Here is an 18609-nt window from a genome sequence, read left to right as displayed (position 1 = left end):
TTGATACGTTGAATTCTGAATATTCATAATGGGCAGGCTGTGCAGACTTTCATCGAGCACCTGGGCCACACTTCATTTGTCATTCAGCGCGGTCCTCTGAGGGTTCTCATCGACCCGGTGCTGGTGCTGCGGGAGCTGGAGTTTCGGCAGCCTGCGTGTCCCGCGTGGTTCTTCGATGACCTGTCGTCGGTGGACGCGGTCTTCTTCTCCCACGCGCACGACGACCATCTCCACCCACCCAGCCTGTTGGGGCTTCGCGAAGACGTCGCCCTCTACTTCCTCGACAGGCCGAAGCCGGGCGCGGCGCCCGAGTCGAGCGCTCGCGCGACTCTCACGGCGCTGGGCTTTCGCAATCTCCACCCCTTCCAGGAGGGGGACGTCGTCGAGCTGGCCCAGGACCTGCGCATCCACATCCTGCCCGCGCAGTGTTCGGGGGAGGGCGAGGAGCAATGTGCCCTGCTGGTGGAGACGCCGGATGTGCTGGCGCTGGACGCGGTGGACGTGACGGATTCACCCCGGACGCGCGAAGCGCTGGAGGCCTTCCGGGGCCGCGTTGATGTCGCCTTCGTCCCCACGGGGGCCTCGGTCCAGTGGCAGGGCTTCTGGAATCAGATGGACTCCGTGGGAGCGCTCGCGTTCTGCGACTGGTTGAAGCCAGCGCGTATCGCGACCTGTGGGGGCACGCTGTCCATGGCGGGGCGGCCGCGCGAAGACCGCCTGGAGCGCTACCCGGTCGACCGGGCGCATTGGATGGCCGCCGCGGTCACGCGCGCGCATGACTCGGCGCTCCTGCCCTGGAAGCCCCCGTATCGGCTCGTCTACGGCGAGCACGTCCTGGAGCGCTGTGCGCTGCTGCAGCCCGGCCGTCGTTTCGAACCGGCGCGGGGGCAGCGGCGTCCTCAGGCCCTGTTGACGACCTTCTTCACGGGATATCACCCGAGCAAACCCATTCAGCGTTGGGGATGGGGAGACAACAACGACCTCGTGCGTTGGCTGGAGCCGTTCGAGGCCATCCGGGAAGTGCTGCGCGCATCCACCCACGACCTGCGCTACCTGCTGGAGCGGTGCCAGCTGTCCGTCAACAAGACCCCCGCGGCGGTCCTGGTGCCCCGGACGCTCCGCTGCCTCGTGGAGGGCAAGGCCTTCGAGCTCGCGGCGAGGGTGGTCTCGCTCCTCCCGTCGAAGGTCTCGGAGCCCGCGGACATGGATGCTGGCTACTTCGCCGCTGTCGAGGCCGCGCTCCTGTCTGAGCCGGCGCTCGAGGCGCCGCTGCGGGAGGACCTGGCGGCCTGCCTGTGGATGGACCGGGGCCTGTTCCACATTCAGTGCATGTCACGCCGGATGAAGGAGCTGGCCCGCCGTGACGAGCGCACCGAGGCGCTTCGCGCGACCCACGTGTCGGTCCTGCGTGACAGCCTCCTCCAGCGCCGCCCGGTGTTGGGGCCCTACCACCTGCGCGTCACGCGAGACCTGGCGCGGCTGCTGGACGCGCGCCCGCTGTCGCCGGAGACGTCCGAGGTCCTGTGTTACGCGAGCCCGGCAGGCATCCGCCATCAGCCGCTGTCGACGCTCGAGGCACTCCTGCTGGACCAATGTGACGGACGCACGGTCGCCGAGATGGTCGGCGACGTGAGCGCGGCCCTCTCCCTGCCTCACGATGACGTCCGGTCGGCCCTCTTCACGTTCCTGTCCCATCTGTCGCACGAGTCGCCGTTGGTGCTCGACTGGAGTCACTGATGCAATTCCAAGATGCCTTCACGTTCCCGACGCCGTTGTCCCCCGAGACGGAAGCCTCGGCGCGGGAGCTGTTGCGTGCGCAGCAGATGGGGCAGCTCGACCTGCTCATGGGCTGGGTCCAGCAGCCGGAGCGGCTCGGGAAGTTGGGGGGATGTGCCGCGGAGCTCCAGTCCCTCCTCTCCGAGGCGTTCGAGCTCGTCGAGCGCGCGCCGGCGCTGGCGCGTGAGTTCCTGGAGCACTGGAGCACGACGGTGCTGCTCGGCCGCTTGCTGGGGCCCGCCGCCGTCGGGCCTGGCTTGATTCAATGCCTGATGGGCAACCTCGCGTCCCTGCTCATCGTCCAGCGGCTGCGGGGAGAGGTCACCCACGGCGAAGCCTTCTTCGTGACGCCGCGGACTCTCTACTGCCTGCCTCGGGGGAGCGGCTCGACGTGCGCGGCCCCGGTGAGGGGCGCGTCGTTTGGCACTTCTCTGGCGCGGAGTGCCTGCTCTCCGACGAGGGGCACGCCGGCCCCGGGCTGCGCATCCCGCTGCCGCTCACGGGCGATGCACCCGTGAGCATCCAGCCGTTGCCCTGGTCCGAGACCTGGAACGTTCCGGTGCTGGACGACAGTGAGATGCTCGGCATCACCGGCCGACGAGAGCAAGCGGGCATCCCGGACGATGGGAGCACGGGCACCTGGCGGCCCATGCCCCTGCTGCGAAGCACGGAGGAGGCCTTCCACATCCTGAGGGAGCTGTGGCCCGAAGTGCTCGACTGGGCCCGCGTGTTGCTCCCCGCGCTCGTCGACATGGGAGGCCCGGAGAACCGGAGCGTGCGTTGCTCGTCCTCGTATGGGGCTGGCACGCCCGTCTTCCTCACGCGCGTGGCCCACGGCCTGGAGCATGCGGAGGACCTGGTCCACGAGCTGCAACACGAGCGCATGTATCTGCTGCTCGACTCGCGCGCATTCGGGCGGTGGGACGACTCACGTCCCGAGTTCGTCTCCGCCTACCGCACCGACCCTCGCCCCCTCCGAGGCGTGCATCTGGGCCTGCACTCCTTCCTGGCGGTGAACCGGCTCCGGGTGCGGGCGCTGGACAGGCCCGAGTTCAAGCAGCGGGAGTGGCGCTTCCAACTGCTCAAGTCACACCGCTGCAACCTGCTCTCCTTCCGGACCCTCCTGGACTTCGAGCGTCCCACGCCCGAAGGGCGCGTGCTCCTCGCGCAGATGGCTCAGGCCCTGAGTGAGCAGCACCCGCTCATCGAACGTGTCGCGGATGCGGACATGGACCAGGCCTTCGACGCCTGGATGAAGCAGCACTTCTCGCGGGTGGCCGGCAGCGGCCCCGTGGTGAATGACGCCGAGACATACATGGACTGGCGCGAGGCGGCAGTGCTCGCGGCCCGCTATACCCAGCACGCCGGAGGTGCCGCATGAGGGTCCCAGGGTTGCGTTATCGCGACGAGTGGCTGCCCAACTTCTTCCCCGCGAAGCAGGTGGGCCCCGACCACTTCGTGCGGCTGTCCCGGACGGGCGCCATGCAGCTGCTGTCCGGCGCGGAGAATGCCCAGCTCGACGAAATCTCCATGGATGAGGCCCTGTTCGCGCGGCTCGAGCAGACCAGCCACCTCATCACCGCGCAGAACTCCTCGCGCGTGCTGGAGGACCTCAAGCGCTGGCATGACCGGACCTACGCGGGGCCGGGGCTCCACATCGTCGTGCTGTCCAAGCGGTGCAACCTCAACTGCACCTACTGCCACATGAACCCGGAGAACATCTCCGCGGATTCCAAGCGCTTCGACATGCAGCCCGACGTCGCGGATGCCATCATCCGCTTCGCGCTCGGCTCTCCGGCCCCCTTCCTGGGCTTCGAGTTCCAGGGCGGCGAGCCCTTCTTGAACTTCGAGGGCATGAAGTACTTCGTCGAGGAGGCCCGCAGGCAGAACGAAGCCGTGGGCAAGCGGCTCCGCTTCTCCGTGGTGAGCAACCTCATGGTCGCCACCGACGAGCACATCGCGTACTGCAAGGAGAACCGCATCAACGTGTCGTATTCGTTGAACGGTCCCGAGGACATTCACGACTCATTCCGAGTCACGAGGAGCGGGGCGGGCAGCTTCCGCAAGGTCATGGAGCGGCTGACCCACTTCCGCGACCGATTCCCCGGGGTGCTCAGCGCGTCGCCCCTGTGCGTGGTGGGGGCCTCCAACGCCAAGGAGTTGAAGCGCACCATCGACTTCTATCATGCGGAGGGCTTCAAGGACCTCGCCATCCTGAAGCTCAAGGCCCTGGGCAACGCCCGCAAGGAGAAGCTGCCCTTCGACATCCAGGACTTCCTCCACTACTACCTGGACGCGCTCGATTACATCTACGAGAAGAACCGCCAGGAGAACGAGAACTACTCCGAGCGCGTGGTCCGGGTCGTCCTGGCCAAGATTCTCCAGTCGACGGATACGGGCTTCGTGGACTGGCGCAACCCGGTCGGAGACTTCGGTTCGGCCATCACCTATGACCATGACGGCGAAATTCTGCCGTCGGACGAAGCCCGTTCGATGCGCTCCGAGTTCGGCTTGGGCAACGTGAAGGGGACGACCTATGACGCGCTCATCCGCAACAAGGCCACGTTCCGGTCCATGAACCTGTCGCTGCGGGATCGTGACCCGCAGTGCCGCGAGTGCGCCTTCAATCCCTACTGCGGCGTGCTGCCGGTGCTTGACTATGCCCGGACCGGGGACGCGACGCCGCGCCCCCATGCGTCCGAGGAATGCCTGCAGACGTTGGCGGTGGTGGAGTGGGTCCTGCGCAAGCTCGTGGAGGACCCCATCCCCCTGTTGCGGATGATGCCTGGAATGGACGCCGCCCTGGTGGAGATGGCCAACGGTCTGCCGACAGAGCCTTCCTCGCAGGGCATGCCGCCGATGCTGAGCGTGCAGAGCGGCTGAGGCCAGCCGGGGCTGGCGCCCTCGCCGCCGCTCAGGCGGGGCGCAGCCGCCCGGCGGCGAGGTCCGTGAGCGCGCCGAGGACTTCTTCCTCGGTGATGTCGTCCATGCTCCCGTTCCCGGTGGGCTCGCGGAAGGCCGGAGTGAAACGGAAGCCCCATTGCTGGGGGGAGGTCGTTCCGAACAGGCCCACCGAAGGGAGCCGGAAGAAGTCCGCCGCGTGCAGCATGCAGGAGTCGATGCCGAGGAAGCCATCACAGGCGCCGAGCAGCGCCATGGCGACATCGAGTGGGGCTCCTGGGATGGACAGCACGCGGCCTTCATGGACCATGGGCGCCAGCTCCGTGGCGTTGTAGTCCACGTTGAGCACGAGCCATTCGGGATGGGCTGCCAGGAAGGCATCCAGCACGGCGCGGTAGCGGGCGACGGGCCACTGTTTCCGGGAGCCGGTTTCCGTATGGAGCGCGAGCACCTTGGCCCCATCGGGGACGCTGTCACGAAAGTGCCTGGCGGCCTCGGTGGCCTCGGCCGTCAGCACGGGGGCCTGGGCGAAGTCCTCCAGCCGCAGGGTGGGATCCACCTGCTGGGCCAGCGAGAAGAGCCGGTCCGCGGAATGCTGGGATTCTTCACTCCGGACCCACTGCTTGTAACGGCGATACAGGCCGACCGTCTCGGTGGCCGCCGGAAACCCCTCGAGCAGCTCGGAGACACCCGTCGCGTGCCAGGTGTTGAAACAGACAAACAAGTCGCAGGCCCCCACCGCCTGCCGGAGCATCTCTGCGTCGATGCTTCGCTCCGTGCCTTGCGTGGTCGCGCGGACCTCGTGAATCTTCATGAGCCCGAGCTCTTGATAGAAGAACAGGCTTGAATCACCTGGCGCACCCACCAGTCTGATTCGACCCGGGTACAGCTGACTCAGGGCTCGCAGGGCGGGAAGGGCGAGGAGCCGGTCCCCAATCCCATTCAGGTGAAATACGACGGGGGCTTGGGCAGAACGAAGTTCTTGCTGCATGGAGGGAGCAATCCTTGCGTCAAGACAACCTGCTCCCAGGTGCCCCTGGATGGGCACCGGGGAGCAGGAACCTGCTAGAACCAGCCGTCAGACGTGTGGCTGGTGTGATCCTGCGGCTCCTCCTGGTCCTTGACGGGGCCGACCGCGCGCGCGGTGATCTGGGCGAAATCGCCGCGACCCAGGATCATGCTCAGCTGGCCGCGGAGCGCGTCCACCTTCGCGGGATCCAGCTGCTTGAACGTCACCACCTCGGGCTTCAGAACGATGTTGCTCTCAACCATGAGGAACTCCAGGAGAGGTGAATCAAACCACACGCGCGGCACGAATTTGTCGCCGAACGTGCCGAGTCTGACGCCAGTGGATGCTCGCAGCTCGGATCGCCAAGGGTACGGCGTATCTCGAACGAATGTCCAGGCGTAGACGTGTTTTCGCTGAAACAGCTGCTACACGTGAGATTCGGCGTGTTTGACCCGGGTACGGCTGACTCAGGGTTCGCGGGTCGGGGAGGGCGAGGAGCCGGTCTCCAATCCCATCCAGGTGGAACACCACCGGGGCTTGGAGCGAGTGATGCTCCTGCGGCGGGAAGGGGGCAATCCTTGCGTCAAGACAACCTGCTCCCCGGTGCCCAGGGATGAGCGCCGGGGAGCAGAGACCTGCTAGAACCAGCCGTCAGACGTGTGGCTGGTGTGATCCTGCGGCTCCTTGACGACGACGGCGCCCGCGCGAGCGGAGAGCGTGGGGAACTCGCCACGGCCCAGGATCATGCTCAGCTGGCCGCGGAGCGCGTCCACCTTCGCGGGATCCAGCTGCTTGAACGTCACCACCTCGGGCTTCAGAACGATGTTGCTCTCAACCATGAGGAACTCCTGGGGAGGTGAATCAAACCACACGCGCGGCACGAACTTGTCGCCGAACGTGCCGAGCCTGACGCCAGTTGATGCCTTCAGCTCGGATCTCCAAGAGTACGGCGAACCTTGAGCGGATGTCCAGGCTTAGACATGTTTTTGATGAAATGTCTGCCAGCTGTGAAATTTCGCGGACTTGGGTGTTCTCGGGCGCCGGGCCTGAGCCTTTGTGGTGATGCGCGTCGCCGAGGCGCACGCCGCATGGCATGCTCTTTCGTGAGAGGGTCATGGATACAATTCGTCAGGACATCCGGTTTGGCGCCAGGTTGTTGCTCAAGAGTCCGACGTTCACCCTGGTCGCGATGATGACGCTGGCGCTGGGGATTGGCGCGAGCACGGCGATATTCAGCGTGGTCAACTCCATCTGGCTGCAACCCATGCGCTTCCCGCATGAGGAGCGTCTGGTGATGGTGTGGGACTCGCTTCCCAAGGCAGGTGTCGAGCGGAGCGAGACATCCCTGGCGACGCTGGAGGACTGGACCGCGCAGGCGGGGGTCTTCGAGCACGTGGCGGGGATTGTTCCGCGGAGCTTGAACATGGGCGGCGCGCTGCAGCCGGAGCGGCTCCAGGCGTTTCGGGTGGGCGCCGCGCTGTTCCCCGCGCTGGAGGCGAGGCCCTCGCTGGGCAGGGCGTTCTCCGCGGAAGAAGACCGCGTGGGTGGCGAGGCGGTGGTGGTGCTGTCGGACGGGTTGTGGCGGCGCCGGTTTGGTGGCGCGCCCTCCGTGCTGGGTGAGTCCGTGACACTGGATGGTGAGCCCTACACGGTCGTGGGCGTGATGCCGAAGAGCTTCGACTTCCCGCCTGGCGCCGAAGCCTGGGTGCCGCTCGCGCCGACCCAGGCGGAGCTGGATGCGCGCGGGGACCGGAAGGTGCGGGTGGTGGGCCGTCTCAAGCCTGGCTTCTCCGTGTCGATGGCGGAGGACGCCCTGCGGGTCCTCGCGGGGCAACTGGCGGAGCGGTACCCCGACACGGATTCGGAGCGCACCGTGCGGCTGACGTCCGTGCGCGAGGCCTACCTGGGGCCCTTGAGGCCGCTGCTCATCACCCTGGCGGGCGCGGTGGGCTTCGTGTTGCTCATCGGGTGCGCGAACGTCGCGAGCCTGCTGCTGGCGCGCGCGGCGGCCCGGCGGCGGGAGCTGGCCATTCGTGGGGCGCTGGGGGCGAGCCCGACGCGCCTGATGGTCCAGGCCCTGACCGAGAGCGTCTTGCTGTCGCTCCTGGGCGGGGGATTGGGAATCCTGGGCGCGCTGTGGGGCACGCACATGATTGCCACCATGCTGCCGCCCGGGTTGGCGGAGCGCCTGCCAGGGTGGCAATCCATCCAGGTGGATGGAGGGGCGCTGCTGTTCTGTGTCGGGCTGTCCGCCATCACCGGGGTGCTGTTTGGTTTGGCGCCCGCGTTCCAGATGTCGCGGCAGAACCCGCTGGAGGCGATGCGGGAGGGGGCGGGCGCCACGGCGGGGCGAAAGAGCATCCGCTCGGCCCTGGTGACGGCGGAGGTGGCCCTGGCCTTGATGCTGGTCGTCGGCGCGAGCCTGATGCTTCGAAGCCTCTACCAGCTCCAGGGGACCTCACCCGGCTTCGCCGCCGAACGCGTGTTCTACTTCGACGTCACGCTGCCGGAGACCAAGTATCCGACGGACGCCGAGCGGGTTCGCTTCTTCCATGCGCTGCAGGAGCGGTTGTCTTCCATTCCGGGAGCCCAGGCCGTCTCGGCGGCCAGCCTGCCGCCCATCAGCCGTCGCAGTCAGAGCTCGAACATCTATCTGGAGGGGCAGCCGAAGCCGCTGCCCGGGCAACTGCCCGAGGCCAGTCAGCGCGTCATCTCCCCGGGCTATTTCCGGACCATGGGCATCCCCTTGCACGAGGGGCGCGATTTCAACGCGTTGGACGTGGAGGATTCGCCCCGGGTCGCGATGATCAACTCGGCCCTGGCGCGGCGCTTCTGGCCCGGGGAGTCGCCGCTGGGCAAGCGCTTCTTCACGGGCGGCACCGAGCCGTGGGAGGTCATCGGCGTGGTGGGTGACGTCCGGACGCTGTGGCGCGGGCAGGTGCGTTCATCCGTGCCGGAGTTCTACCTGTCGCTGGCGCAGGCCCCACGTGACGCGATGGTGATGATGGTGACCGTGGGAGGGACGGGAGCGGCGGCGTCGTCGCTGGCGCTGTCCTTGCGTGAGGGAATGGCGTCGTTGGACCCCGAGCAACCACCGCCGTCGCCGCGGCCTTTGGAAGAGCTCATCGCGGAGTCGTTCGGCTCCAGGCACCTGCTGGCCGCGCTGCTGGGGTTCTTCGCTTGCGTGGCGCTGCTGCTGGCCGCCGGGGGCGTCTACGGCATCATGGCTTACTCCGTCACCCAGCGGCGGACGGAGATTGGCGTGCGCATGGCGCTGGGCGCGCGAGAGGGGAGCATCTTCTGGTTGATATTGAGCCAGGCGTTGCGGCTCGCCGGGCTGGGCGTCATCATCGGCTCCGTGCTGGCGCTGGTCCTGGCGCGGGGCCTGTCGAAGTTGCTCTTCGAGGTCAGCCCCGCGGACCCGCTCGTCTTCCTCGGGACGGCTTGCGTGCTGCTCTTCGTGGCGCTAGTGGCGGGCTACGTGCCCGCCTGGCGCGCCGCGCGCGTCCCGCCCAGCATGGCCATGCGCGAGGAGTGAAGGCTCAGGCGGCGATGAACTGCCGTTCCACGAGGCGCTTGTAGAGACCGTCCTGGGTGATGAGCGCTTCGTGGTTTCCGTGCTGGACGACGCGGCCCTGGTCCAGCACGAAGATGCGGTCGACGCCCGCCACGGTGGACAGACGGTGGGCGATGATGAGGGTGGTGCGTCCCACCATGAGCCGGTCCAGCGCCTCCTTGACCAGGTGCTCGCTTTCGGAGTCCAGCGCGCTGGTGGCTTCGTCCAGGATGAGCAGCCGCGGATCCTTGAGGACCGCGCGGGCAATGGCGACGCGCTGCTTCTGCCCTCCCGAGAGCTGGATGCCCCGCTCGCCGACGCGCGTGCGGTAGCCTTCTGGAAACCGGCTCACGAAGTCGTGGGCATTGGCGACGCGGGCCGCGGCTTCCACTTCCGCATCGGTGGCGTCGGTGCGTCCGTAGCGGATGTTGTCGGCGATGCTGCCCGAGAAGAGCGTGGGCTCCTGCGACACGATGCCGATGTTCTGACGGAGCCAGCGGACGTCGAGCGTTCGCAGGTTCGTCCCATCGACGAGGATGGCCCCCCGGTCCGGATCGTAGAAGCGCATCAACATCGAGGCGACAGTCGACTTGCCCGCGCCCGAGTGTCCCACCAGCGCCACGACTTCACCGGGGGCGACGTCCAGGTCCAGGCCTTGGAGGACGGGCACGTCGCGGCGCGTGGGGTAGCTGAAGCTGACGTCGCGGAAGCGCAGGTGGCCTTCCATGTTCGCGGGCCGCTCGCCGCCGTTGACGGGGATGGCGGGCGTACGGTCGATGAGCTCGAAGACGCGCTCGGTGGCGCCTCCGGCCTTCATGAACTCCGCCCACAGCTCGCTCAGGGCGCCGACGGCCATGACGACCATCAGCGTGTACATCAGGAAGGAGGTCAGTCCACCCACCGTGATGTCGCCCGAAACGACCATGTGCGTGCCGTACCAGAAGACGAGCAGGGTCGAAGCCAGGCCGGTGAAGCCCGTTCCTCCCATGAAGAAGCCCGAGGAGACGATTCGCGTGCGCGCCAGCGCCAGGGCCTTGCCGATGGCACGGCCATAGCTCCGGCGCTCCGCGTCTTCGGCGACGAAGGCCTGGACGGTCTGAATGCCATAGAGGGACTCGGCGGCGACTTCATTGGCTTCGGCCACCGCGGCCTGGGCGTCTCGCGCGAGCTGCCGGGCCTTGCGGCCGTAGAACAGCGCCCCCAGCGTCACGGGGGGGACGACCGCCAGCATGACGAGCGTCAACCGGGGCGAGGTGTAGAGCAGCAGCGCCAGCCCTCCAATCAACGTGGTCGCGTTGCGGAGCATGATGGCGATGTGCGTACTGACGGCGCCCTGGATGAGGGCGGTGTCCGTGGACAGCCGGCTGGTGAGGCCGCCAGTGCGGTGCTGGTCGAAGAACGCGATCTCCTGCTCCAGCAAGCTGCGATACAGCCGCTCTCGCAGGTCGCTGACAATGCGCTCACCCGCGATGTTGAAGAAGGCGAAGCGCAACCCGATGGCCACCGACTGGATGAAACACACACCCAGCATCCACAGGGTGGTGTCGTTCACCATGTCGAGCGTGGCGGTGGTCAAGGCTTCGTCGAGGATGACCCGGATGGCCTGTGGGAAGAGCAGGCCTCCCGCGCTCCCGATGAAGAGGAAGCACGTGCCGAGCAAGAGCAGTCTCCACTCGGGACGAGCCAGTGCCAGGACGCGACGAAGGGATGCGTGGCTCAGCGGCGGATTCTGAATCAAGCCCATTTCACGCAGGCTAGTCCAGATGCCGCCAAAGTTGTAATCCCGACAAAACTTGTGATGCAGGGGGGCCCGGCGCATGTCTCGCGCCGGGGCCCCTGGGCTTCAGGGCCTACTGCGCGGTGCCCTTGGCCAACTCGGCGACATAGGCGGCGGCAATCTTGGAGAACTTGAGCGCGTGCGCGGCGCTGCTGTCGGAGTTCGCCAGGGTGTCCCTGGGGGTGTGGATGTTGGGATTCTTCTGGACGACGGTCCCCTCGAAGGGGATGGAGGCCGCGTAGCCCTGGTTGTGCCAGGAGGCGTGGTCCGAGCACCCGTAGCCGCAGGTCGTGTCGGTGAACTGCACGCCGACATACGTCGTTATCAGGTTGCGGATGAATTGGTTCTGAGCGGCGTTCGTGTTGTCGATGACGATGCCCACATCCCTTGTGGCGTTGGGGTGCTTGTAGTTCGTCATGTCGAGCTGCATCACCCCCACGACGTTGATGTTGTTGCTCTTGTGGAAGAGGGCGATCTCCCGCGAGCCGCGCAGGCCCGTCTCCTCCGCGGCGTAGGCCATGAACTTCACCGTCCGCTGGGGGCGGTAGTTGCGAGCCATGGCGGCGCGGATGACTTCGGTGAACGTCGCGATGCCGGACGCATCGTCATCGGCGCCGGGCGCGGCGCTGGTGGAGCTGATGGAGTCCAGGTGGCCGCCTACCACGACGACCTCGCCAGACAGCTCGGTGCCGGGGATGGTGAGGATGACCGAGGGCTGCCGCCAGCCCGTGTGCGGGTAGTACGCCACGGTGACGTCCGTGCGCCCCGCGCCGGTGACGTAGCCCTGCCACTTCGCCAGGAGCATGGCCGCGGCGTCCACGCCCCCTTGCGAGCTCTGGCTGCGCGTGGGGAATGCGGACAGGTCGGCGATGGTGGTGCGGATGTTCGCGGCAGAGAGCTCACCCACCAGGGTGTTCACGGTCGCGGCGTTGGTGAGGGTGTAGCTGACGGCCTTCTGGGTCGCATTGGGGGCTACGGGCGCCAGGGACGCCAGTGCTTCCTCCTTCGTCTCGTAGGTGATGAAGCCCGCGCACCGGTCGAACTTCTCGTGCATCATCAGCGCCAGCCGCGACAGCTGGGACTCCTTCAGCTGGAACACGCCCGCGTGCTCCTGCTGCTTGAGGGCGGTGGGCACGTTCCAGCCTTCGGCCGCGAAGGTCTCCTGCATGGGCGTGATGGCATCCGTGCCAATCGCAATCCAGACAGTCTTGTCAGCTGGCTTGGCCTTGATCGGCTCGGCAAGGGCCAGCGGGGCATTCAGCAGCAACAGCGAGACCGGCATCCAGGTCTTCATCCGCATTGCTCCTCCAGGGAGACGGCGTTGCGTCGCAGCACGGGGGACGTGCTGCGGAGAGGAGCCTCTGCTTTTCGAGAAATAAAGGCTTTCTGAGTCCTGGTCGGATTGTGAAGAAAAAGACATGCCCAGAGTGAAATCGCGCTGAGCGGGCAGGCGCTTCGTTCCCCGCACCGCCTGAATCTCCGCGCCGGGCTGCTGCATCTCTTTGTCGTAGAGTGGCGGCGCCGGCATGCGCTGGTGCGTGACCTGTGTGGCGTGGTGCCCGTCGGGAGGCAGGATGGCCTTGGACTGCGACTGGCTCATCATCGGCTCGGGGTTCGGCGGCAGCGTCAGCGCGCTCCGGCTGACCGAGAAGGGCTACCGCGTCCTGGTGCTGGAGAAGGGGCGGCGCTTGCGCGCCCCGGACTTCCCGAAGACGAACTGGGAGCTGAAGCGCTGGCTCTGGATGCCCACGCTGGGGTGGCGGGGCCTGTTCGAGATGTCGTTCTTCCGCCACGTCACCGTTCTGTCGGGCGTGGGCGTGGGCGGCGGCTCGCTCGTGTACGCCAACACGCTCCCCATCCCCCGGGACGACTTCTTCCAGGCCTCCTCGTGGGGCCACCTCGCCGCGTGGAAGGAGGAGCTGGCGCCGCACTACACCACCGCGCGGCGGATGCTGGGCGCCACGCCGAATCCTCTGCGCACCGTGCCAGACCGGGTGCTCCAGGACGTGGGCACGGACCTGGGCCGCACCGACTTCCAGCCCACCACCGTGGCCGTGTACTTCGGCGAGCCGGGTGTCACCGTGAAGGACCCGTACTTCAACGGTGAGGGACCGGACCGGACGGGTTGCACTGCGTGTGGTGGGTGCATGCTGGGGTGTCGCTTCGACGCCAAGAACACGCTCGACAAGAACTACCTCCACCTGGCGGAGCGGCGCGGCCTCACGCTGCACGCGGACACCGAAGTCACCTGGGTGCGACCGCTGCCAGACGGGGGCTACGAGGTCGAAGCGCTCCAAGGGGCGCGGCGCTTCTTCCGGAAGAAGGTGCGGTTCACCGCGAAGCACGTCGTCTTCGCGGGGGGCGTGCTGGGCACCCTGGACCTGCTGCTCAAGTTGAAGGCGAGCCCGGACGGACTGCCGCGTCTGTCGGACCGGCTGGGAGACGGCGTGCGCACCAACTCCGAGGCGCTCGTGGGGGTGGTGAGCGGCCGCAAGGGGCAGGATTTGTCACGCGGCATCGCCATCGGTTCCATCCTGCACACCGATGCCCAGTCCCACCTGGAGCCGGTGCGCTACTCGGCGGGCTCGGGCTTCTTCCGGTTGCTGATGGCGCCGCAGGTGTCCGGGGCCACGATGCTCCAGCGCTTCGTGCGGCTGGTGGGCCTGCTGGTCCGGCATCCGCTGCGTTTCCTCAAGGCGTGGTTCGTCCCGGACTTCGCGCGGCGGACAATGATTCTGCTCTACATGCGCACCTTGGAAGGGCACCTGCGCATGACGCGCTCGCGGAGGCTGGGGCTGAGCACGGCGCTCCAGGAGGGCCCGGCGCCGAGCGCCAACATGCCGGAGGCGTTCGACCTGGCCCGGCGCGTGGCGGACAAGCTGGATGGCTATCCGATGACCATCGTCAGCGAGACCCTGCTGGGCATTCCGACGACGGCGCACATCCTGGGCGGCTGCTGCATGGGGGACTCGGCGGAGACGGGCGTCATCGACTCACGGCACCGCATGTTCGGCCATGAGGGGTTGTATGTGGTGGACGGCTCCGCCATCTCCGCCAACCCGGGCGTCAATCCGTCGCTCACGATTACGGCGCTGGCCGAGCGCGCGATGACCTTCATTCCCGCGGCCCGGACGGCGCCGCGGGACGAGGTGGTCTCGCCTGCGGGGCCCGTGTCTTCGGGCGCCCGCGCGAGCTGAGGCTACAGGCGGACCTGGAGCTCGTAGCGGCGGTTCTTCGCCTTCTTGGCGGCGGTGTCGTCGGGCTTCACCAGCGGCTTCTCGGAGCCGTAGCCCACGGCGATGATTTCGCCCCGGGGGATGCCGCGCGCGATGAGCTCCTTGACGATGGTCTCCGCGCGCTGCTCGCTGAGCTTCTTGTTCTTGGCCGCGTCACCGGTGGAGTCGGTGTGGCCGGAGACCTCGAACTTGTAGGACTTCACGCCGGCGGCGACGAGCTGCTTCTTGGCGTCGACGAGCGCGTTGGTCAGCTTCTTGAGCTTGGCGTCGCAGCCGGCATCGAGCTGGGCAGTGCCTGTCTTGAAGCTGCACTGGTTCTGCCGGCCCTCGTCCATCAGCTTGGTGTTGACGCGCTTCTCCACGGCGGACTTGCCGGCATCGCCCGCGGCCTTGGTGAGGGCGCCGAACCCGCCCTGCGCGAAGGCCACGCCGGGAAGGGTGAGTAGCGACACGGTGATGCACAGGGCCTTGAGCTTCATACGTGAGGACGCCTCCGTTGGATGGGCGGTGTTCGCCGGGCGGAAGGGTGCCCGGGGGCCGCGCCTTCGTCCAGCGGCGCGATGTCTCATGGGAGGGGGGGCGGGGGCCCGTCCGCCCGGCTGGTAAAACTTGCCTCGGTGCGTGAGGGGGGCAGCATGTCACCCCGGGTCCCTTCGCACAGCGAGGCAGGCGTGAGCAGCAGCAGTCGAACGGAGCGTTGGCGGCGGCTTCTTTCAGGTTACCGGGTGGGCTCGGAGAAGAAGCCGCTGGAGGAGCCGGCGCCCGTCCTGAGTGACATGGACGCGCTGCTCCAGGACGAGCGGACCGACTACGACCGGGACTATGACCGCATCGTCTTCTCCGCGGAGTTCCGTTGCCTGCACGACAAGACGCAGGTGTTTCCGCTGTCCACGAGCGACTACACGCGCACGCGGCTGACGCACAGCATCGAGGCTTCGTGTGTCGGGCGCTCGCTGGGGAATCTGGCGGGGCGGGGGCTGCGAGCGCGCGACGTCATGGTGAATCCCTCGCACCTGGGCACCATCGTCGCGGCGGCGTGCCTGGCGCATGACATTGGCAATCCGCCCTTCGGCCACTCCGGCGAGGCGGCCATCCAGCATTGGGTGTCACAGCGGCTGGCGCGGCCCGGTGCCGAGGTGGACGGGCGGAAGAGCCCCTTCGAGACGGTGGCGCAGTGGCAGGACCTGGAGGCCTTCGAGGGCAACGCGCAGGGCTTCCGAATCCTCAACCGGCTTCAGTCGCGCGAGCGGCGGGGCGGCCTGCGCTACACCGCGGCGACGTTGGGGGCGATGAGCAAGTACCCGCGCGCGTCGGTGCTGCCGGGCGGGCGTGAGCGGGACAAGGGGCGCGTGTCCGAGAAGAAGTTTGGTTACTTCCAGGACGACGAGGCCCTTGCGCTGGAGGCGTACCGCGCGGTGGGCCTGGTGGAGCGGGAGGCTGGCGTGTTCTCCCGGCACCCGCTGGCGTTCCTCGTCGAGGCGGCGGATGACATCTGCTACGCGGTCATCGACCTGGAGGACTCGGCGAAGCTGGGGCTGATTCCCATCAAGGATGCGTGTGAGTTGCTGGACGCGGTGCTGCCTCGTCCGGTGAAAGGGCCGGTGCGCCCGCCGCCGTCGCATCCGGAGACGCGGCTGGCGCAGGCGCGAGCGCGGGCCATTGGCGAGCTCATCCAGGCCTCCGTGAAGGTGTTCCTGGAGAACGTGGAGGCGATGGAAGACGGGAAGTGGGAGACGCCGTTGGCCTCCGCGCGGGATGACGTGGCGAAGCCGTTGAAGGCCATCCGCAACCTCACGCGGCGCTACGGCTACGAGAGCGAGCGCGTGCTCCAGATTGAGAGCGCGGGTTTCAAGACGCTGGGCGGATTGCTGGACATGTTCGCGATGGCGGTCGTCACCGACACGCCGAACCGCGAGGAGAAGAAGCTGCGGCAATTGCTGCCACTGGACCTCTTCCAGCGTCCGGAGCACGTCCGGGACATGGCGGAAGAGCCCGCGTCCCGAGACGAAGCCATCACCGAGGCGGTGGCTCGTCTGTCGAAGTACCAGCGGCTGCTGTGCGTGACGGACTACATCTCCGGCATGACGGATGGCTTCGCCGTGGAGCTGTTCCAGCGGCTGTCAGGCATCAAGCTGCCGACGTGATACGCGTGGCGTGCCTCAGTCCCCGGCGACGGCAATCTGCCAGTCGCCTTCGGGGGTGATGCCCACGCGCAGGCCGAGGTAGCTGCCCTGGTCCTTCATCCCCGCGATTTCCTCGTCCGGGTAGACGCCCTTGAGCGCGCCCCAATCCTTGTCGGATGTCGCGCCCGTGACGTGGACGGCCGGCCAGAAGTAGAGATTGTCCTGCTTTGCGTAGGGCAGGTTCAGGACCTTGACGATGCGCGCCAGCTCCGGGTTTCCCAGCTTCTCCGCTGCACGCCAGTACTCTCCCGCGTCGGTGCCGTCGCCGAAGGTGAACCGCACGGCCTTGCCGTTCTCGTCCGCCAGGGTGTTGAGCGCCGTGTAATCACAGGCCACCGCCGCGGCGATGATGCGCTGACGCATCGACTCCACGGGCGCTGGCAGCGCCGGAGAAGCCGGTGCTGCGCGCGGAGACAAGCTCGCCGCTGAGCAGGTGCCCTTCTCCGCGGACGGCGCTCCCGTGTACTCGCCGACGCCCGAATCGGCGTTGGCCGCTTTGGACGTTGCCGAGCCCGGCACCGCGGCATCCGGGCTGCCCGCGCCCTGGGACTCCGTGCTCGGAGCAGGGGAGGGCGTCTGTCCCTTGCCCGGTGCGGCAGGGGCGACAGGCGCGGCGGCGACACCCGAGTCGACTCCGGCGGTGGGGCTCGAGGTTCGCTCGGTGCAGGCGACGAGCGAGGCGGCGACACAGAGAGAAAACAGAGAAGTCCGGTTCATGGCCCATCCGTTGTAGTCCAGCAGACAGGCGGCAGGCCCCGGATTCCGTTGCTCAGCCGCCGCCTTTTGGTGACTCGATGACGACGGCGAAGGGGTCGAAGGGCTTGTCATCCTTCTTCTTCGCGCTCGGCATGCCGAACTCGCCGGTGGGGTGCTCAGGCCGGACCGACGTGTACGGGTCGATCTTCACCGGAACGCCAAACACCTTCGGGTTCTTCTTGGGGCCGTCGCTCATGCCGCCCATGCTACCGCAGCGTCCACCCGCCTGTTCGGCTGCACTGGCCAGGCGTCTTCTTGGGCATTCGGCCAGCCAGGGCGATACTTCCTGCCCATGTGTGGCCGTGTCACCGTTCGAACCTCTCCTGAGCAGATTGTCACCGGTCTGGGCCTCGCAGGCATCCGTACCGCCGTGGAGCGCCCGCGCTTCAATCTCTGTCCCACGCAGTTGATGCCCGTGGTGACCAACGATGGCGCACGGATGCTGGATGCCTTCCGCTGGGGGCTCGTCCCGTCGTGGGCGAAGGACCCTGCCATTGGCAACAAGCTCATCAACGCACGGGGCGAAACGGTGGCGGAGAAGCCCAGCTTCCGTTCCGCGCTCAAGCGGCGCCGTTGCCTCGTCGTGGTGGATGGCTGGTACGAGTGGAAGCAGTCCACGAAGCCGAAGACGCCGTATTACTTCCACCGCAAGGACGGGCAGCTCCTGACGCTCGCGGGGCTGTGGGAAGAGTGGACCGCGCCCGACACGGGCGAGGTGCTCAACACCTGCACCATCATCACCATCGGGCCCAACGCGCTGATGGCGCCCATCCATGACCGGATGCCCGTCATCCTCGAGCCGGAGGCCCAGGAGGTGTGGCTGCGTCCGGAGCCGCAGGAGTCCTCGGTGCTGCTCCCGCTGCTGGTGCCCTGCGCCGAGGAGTCGCTGGACGCCTACGAGGTGTCGCGCGTGGTGAACTCCCCCGCCAACGACACCCCGGAGTGTGTGGAACGCGTGGCCGCCTGATTCGCGTGGCTCAGGCGCGACGGCGGACCTTCGCGTCGAGGCTCCACGGCCCCGCACCGATGAGCGCGATTCCGGCCATGACGGCGAGGTAGAGCAGCGCCATTTCCATGCGGCCGAAGGGGTCCGTGCGGTGCCGGTAGAGGGCCACTGCCATGGTGAAGCCCGCCATCGCCGCCGCCGGACGCGTGAAGAGGCCCACGGCCACGAGCAGCCCGCCCAGGAACTCCGCCAACGTGGCGCACCAGGCGAAGAACGTCGGAAACGGGAATCCGAGCTGCGCCACGCCCGCCGCGAACTTGCTCATGTCGCCGGTGAGCTTGGGCAGGCCGTGCCCCAGCGCCAACGAGAGACCGAACACCACGCGGATCAACGTCAAACCCACCGCGGACTTACCCACCATGCTGTGTACCTCCCAGGTTGCCCGCGCATCCTCGCACGGCGACGTACG

At 67.5% G+C, this 18609-nt stretch carries 17 protein-coding genes; 8 read left to right on the top strand and 9 right to left on the bottom strand.

Features of this window, described 5'->3' with window-relative positions:
• Positions 1-39: 39 nt before the first annotated feature.
• Genes QEG98_RS28195 through QEG98_RS28180 form a run of 4 tightly spaced genes read left to right on the top strand, consistent with a single transcriptional unit; the run spans position 40 to position 4659 of the window.
• Complete coding sequence (locus QEG98_RS28195) at positions 40-1737, top strand: MBL fold metallo-hydrolase (RefSeq protein WP_316563508.1); 1698 nt, start codon at positions 40-42, stop codon at positions 1735-1737.
• Positions 1737-2294: a hypothetical protein gene (locus tag QEG98_RS28190; RefSeq protein ID WP_316563507.1), complete on the top strand. Its 558-nt coding sequence runs from the start codon at positions 1737-1739 to the stop codon at positions 2292-2294. The genes QEG98_RS28195 and QEG98_RS28190 overlap by 1 nt, the downstream gene beginning before the upstream one ends.
• Positions 2291-3157, top strand: coding sequence for an aKG-HExxH-type peptide beta-hydroxylase (locus tag QEG98_RS28185; protein WP_316563506.1), 867 nt, complete (start codon positions 2291-2293; stop codon positions 3155-3157). Before QEG98_RS28190 ends, QEG98_RS28185 begins: the two co-directional genes overlap by 4 nt.
• Positions 3154-4659 carry a radical SAM protein gene (locus tag QEG98_RS28180; protein ID WP_316563505.1) on the top strand — a complete coding sequence of 502 codons (1506 nt, stop codon included), beginning with the start codon at positions 3154-3156 and terminating at the stop codon, positions 4657-4659. Before QEG98_RS28185 ends, QEG98_RS28180 begins: the two co-directional genes overlap by 4 nt.
• A gap of 31 nt (positions 4660-4690) precedes the next feature.
• Here the strand turns inward: QEG98_RS28180 and QEG98_RS28175 are convergent, their stop codons facing one another.
• From QEG98_RS28175 to QEG98_RS28165, 3 genes are all read right to left on the bottom strand, one after another.
• Positions 4691-5491, bottom strand: a complete 801-nt coding sequence (locus tag QEG98_RS28175) for a glycosyltransferase family 9 protein (RefSeq protein WP_316563504.1) — start codon at positions 5489-5491, stop codon at positions 4691-4693.
• Positions 5492-5742: 251 nt separating this feature from the next.
• Positions 5743-5949 (bottom strand): hypothetical protein, encoded by a 207-nt coding sequence (locus QEG98_RS28170; protein ID WP_316563503.1) that lies wholly within the window; start codon positions 5947-5949, stop codon positions 5743-5745.
• 375 nt (positions 5950-6324) lie between these two features.
• Positions 6325-6525: a hypothetical protein gene (locus tag QEG98_RS28165; protein WP_216619703.1), complete on the bottom strand. Its 201-nt coding sequence runs from the start codon at positions 6523-6525 to the stop codon at positions 6325-6327.
• Positions 6526-6800: 275 nt separating this feature from the next.
• Between QEG98_RS28165 and QEG98_RS28160 the strand changes: the two genes are divergently transcribed.
• Positions 6801-9224, top strand: a complete 2424-nt coding sequence (locus tag QEG98_RS28160) for an ABC transporter permease (RefSeq protein ID WP_316563502.1) — start codon at positions 6801-6803, stop codon at positions 9222-9224.
• Between the two features lie 4 nt (positions 9225-9228).
• On the opposite strand, the gene QEG98_RS28155 is transcribed toward QEG98_RS28160, so the two are convergent.
• Positions 9229-10986 carry an ABC transporter ATP-binding protein gene (locus QEG98_RS28155; protein WP_316563501.1) on the bottom strand — a complete coding sequence of 586 codons (1758 nt, stop codon included), beginning with the start codon at positions 10984-10986 and terminating at the stop codon, positions 9229-9231.
• 106 nt (positions 10987-11092) lie between these two features.
• Positions 11093-12313: a M20/M25/M40 family metallo-hydrolase gene (locus tag QEG98_RS28150; RefSeq protein ID WP_316563500.1), complete on the bottom strand. Its 1221-nt coding sequence runs from the start codon at positions 12311-12313 to the stop codon at positions 11093-11095.
• Positions 12314-12593: 280 nt separating this feature from the next.
• On the opposite strand from QEG98_RS28150, the gene QEG98_RS28145 reads away from it, so the two are divergent.
• Positions 12594-14216 carry a GMC family oxidoreductase gene (locus tag QEG98_RS28145; RefSeq protein ID WP_316563499.1) on the top strand — a complete coding sequence of 541 codons (1623 nt, stop codon included), beginning with the start codon at positions 12594-12596 and terminating at the stop codon, positions 14214-14216.
• 2 nt (positions 14217-14218) lie between these two features.
• On the opposite strand, the gene QEG98_RS28140 is transcribed toward QEG98_RS28145, so the two are convergent.
• On the bottom strand, positions 14219-14734 hold the full coding sequence (locus QEG98_RS28140) for an OmpA family protein (protein ID WP_090491704.1): 516 nt from the start codon (positions 14732-14734) through the stop codon (positions 14219-14221).
• A 246-nt stretch (positions 14735-14980) separates the two neighbouring features.
• Between QEG98_RS28140 and dgt the strand changes: the two genes are divergently transcribed.
• Positions 14981-16399 carry a dGTP triphosphohydrolase gene (gene dgt, locus QEG98_RS28135; RefSeq protein ID WP_316567974.1) on the top strand — a complete coding sequence of 473 codons (1419 nt, stop codon included), beginning with the start codon at positions 14981-14983 and terminating at the stop codon, positions 16397-16399.
• Between the two features lie 15 nt (positions 16400-16414).
• Here dgt and QEG98_RS28130 read toward each other — a convergent pair whose 3' ends face one another.
• Complete coding sequence (locus QEG98_RS28130; protein WP_316563498.1) at positions 16415-17155, bottom strand: hypothetical protein; 741 nt, start codon at positions 17153-17155, stop codon at positions 16415-16417.
• Positions 17156-17207: 52 nt separating this feature from the next.
• On the bottom strand, positions 17208-17390 hold the full coding sequence (locus QEG98_RS28125; RefSeq protein WP_090491820.1) for a hypothetical protein: 183 nt from the start codon (positions 17388-17390) through the stop codon (positions 17208-17210).
• Positions 17391-17486: 96 nt separating this feature from the next.
• Between QEG98_RS28125 and QEG98_RS28120 the strand changes: the two genes are divergently transcribed.
• Positions 17487-18161, top strand: a complete 675-nt coding sequence (locus QEG98_RS28120) for an SOS response-associated peptidase (protein ID WP_090491701.1) — start codon at positions 17487-17489, stop codon at positions 18159-18161.
• Positions 18162-18171: 10 nt separating this feature from the next.
• Here QEG98_RS28120 and QEG98_RS28115 read toward each other — a convergent pair whose 3' ends face one another.
• Complete coding sequence (locus tag QEG98_RS28115; RefSeq protein ID WP_316563497.1) at positions 18172-18561, bottom strand: DoxX family protein; 390 nt, start codon at positions 18559-18561, stop codon at positions 18172-18174.
• Between the last annotated feature and the right edge of the window lie 48 nt (positions 18562-18609).

This window comes from Myxococcus sp. MxC21-1, assembly GCF_032612255.1.
Classification (GTDB): Bacteria; Myxococcota; Myxococcia; order Myxococcales; family Myxococcaceae; genus Myxococcus; species Myxococcus virescens.
This window is presented reverse-complemented; position numbering and strand designations above follow the sequence as displayed.

Excerpts from the sequence above, each read along its gene's own strand:
- QEG98_RS28155 (WP_316563501.1), bottom strand. The coding sequence starts at position 10,986 with ATGGGCTTGATTCAGAATCCGCCGCTGAGCCACGCATCCCTTCGTCGC.
- QEG98_RS28170 (WP_316563503.1), bottom strand. The coding sequence starts at position 5,949 with ATGGTTGAGAGCAACATCGTTCTGAAGCCCGAGGTGGTGACGTTCAAG.
- QEG98_RS28175 (WP_316563504.1), bottom strand. The coding sequence starts at position 5,491 with ATGAAGATTCACGAGGTCCGCGCGACCACGCAAGGCACGGAGCGAAGC.
- QEG98_RS28190 (WP_316563507.1), top strand. The coding sequence starts at position 1,737 with ATGCAATTCCAAGATGCCTTCACGTTCCCGACGCCGTTGTCCCCCGAG.
- QEG98_RS28115 (WP_316563497.1), bottom strand. The coding sequence starts at position 18,561 with ATGGTGGGTAAGTCCGCGGTGGGTTTGACGTTGATCCGCGTGGTGTTC.
- QEG98_RS28125 (WP_090491820.1), bottom strand. The coding sequence starts at position 17,390 with ATGAGCGACGGCCCCAAGAAGAACCCGAAGGTGTTTGGCGTTCCGGTG.
- QEG98_RS28150 (WP_316563500.1), bottom strand. The coding sequence starts at position 12,313 with ATGAAGACCTGGATGCCGGTCTCGCTGTTGCTGCTGAATGCCCCGCTG.
- QEG98_RS28145 (WP_316563499.1), top strand. The coding sequence starts at position 12,594 with ATGGCCTTGGACTGCGACTGGCTCATCATCGGCTCGGGGTTCGGCGGC.
- QEG98_RS28120 (WP_090491701.1), top strand. The coding sequence starts at position 17,487 with ATGTGTGGCCGTGTCACCGTTCGAACCTCTCCTGAGCAGATTGTCACC.
- QEG98_RS28180 (WP_316563505.1), top strand. The coding sequence starts at position 3,154 with ATGAGGGTCCCAGGGTTGCGTTATCGCGACGAGTGGCTGCCCAACTTC.
- QEG98_RS28160 (WP_316563502.1), top strand. The coding sequence starts at position 6,801 with ATGGATACAATTCGTCAGGACATCCGGTTTGGCGCCAGGTTGTTGCTC.
- QEG98_RS28165 (WP_216619703.1), bottom strand. The coding sequence starts at position 6,525 with ATGGTTGAGAGCAACATCGTTCTGAAGCCCGAGGTGGTGACGTTCAAG.
- QEG98_RS28140 (WP_090491704.1), bottom strand. The coding sequence starts at position 14,734 with ATGAAGCTCAAGGCCCTGTGCATCACCGTGTCGCTACTCACCCTTCCC.
- QEG98_RS28130 (WP_316563498.1), bottom strand. The coding sequence starts at position 17,155 with ATGAACCGGACTTCTCTGTTTTCTCTCTGTGTCGCCGCCTCGCTCGTC.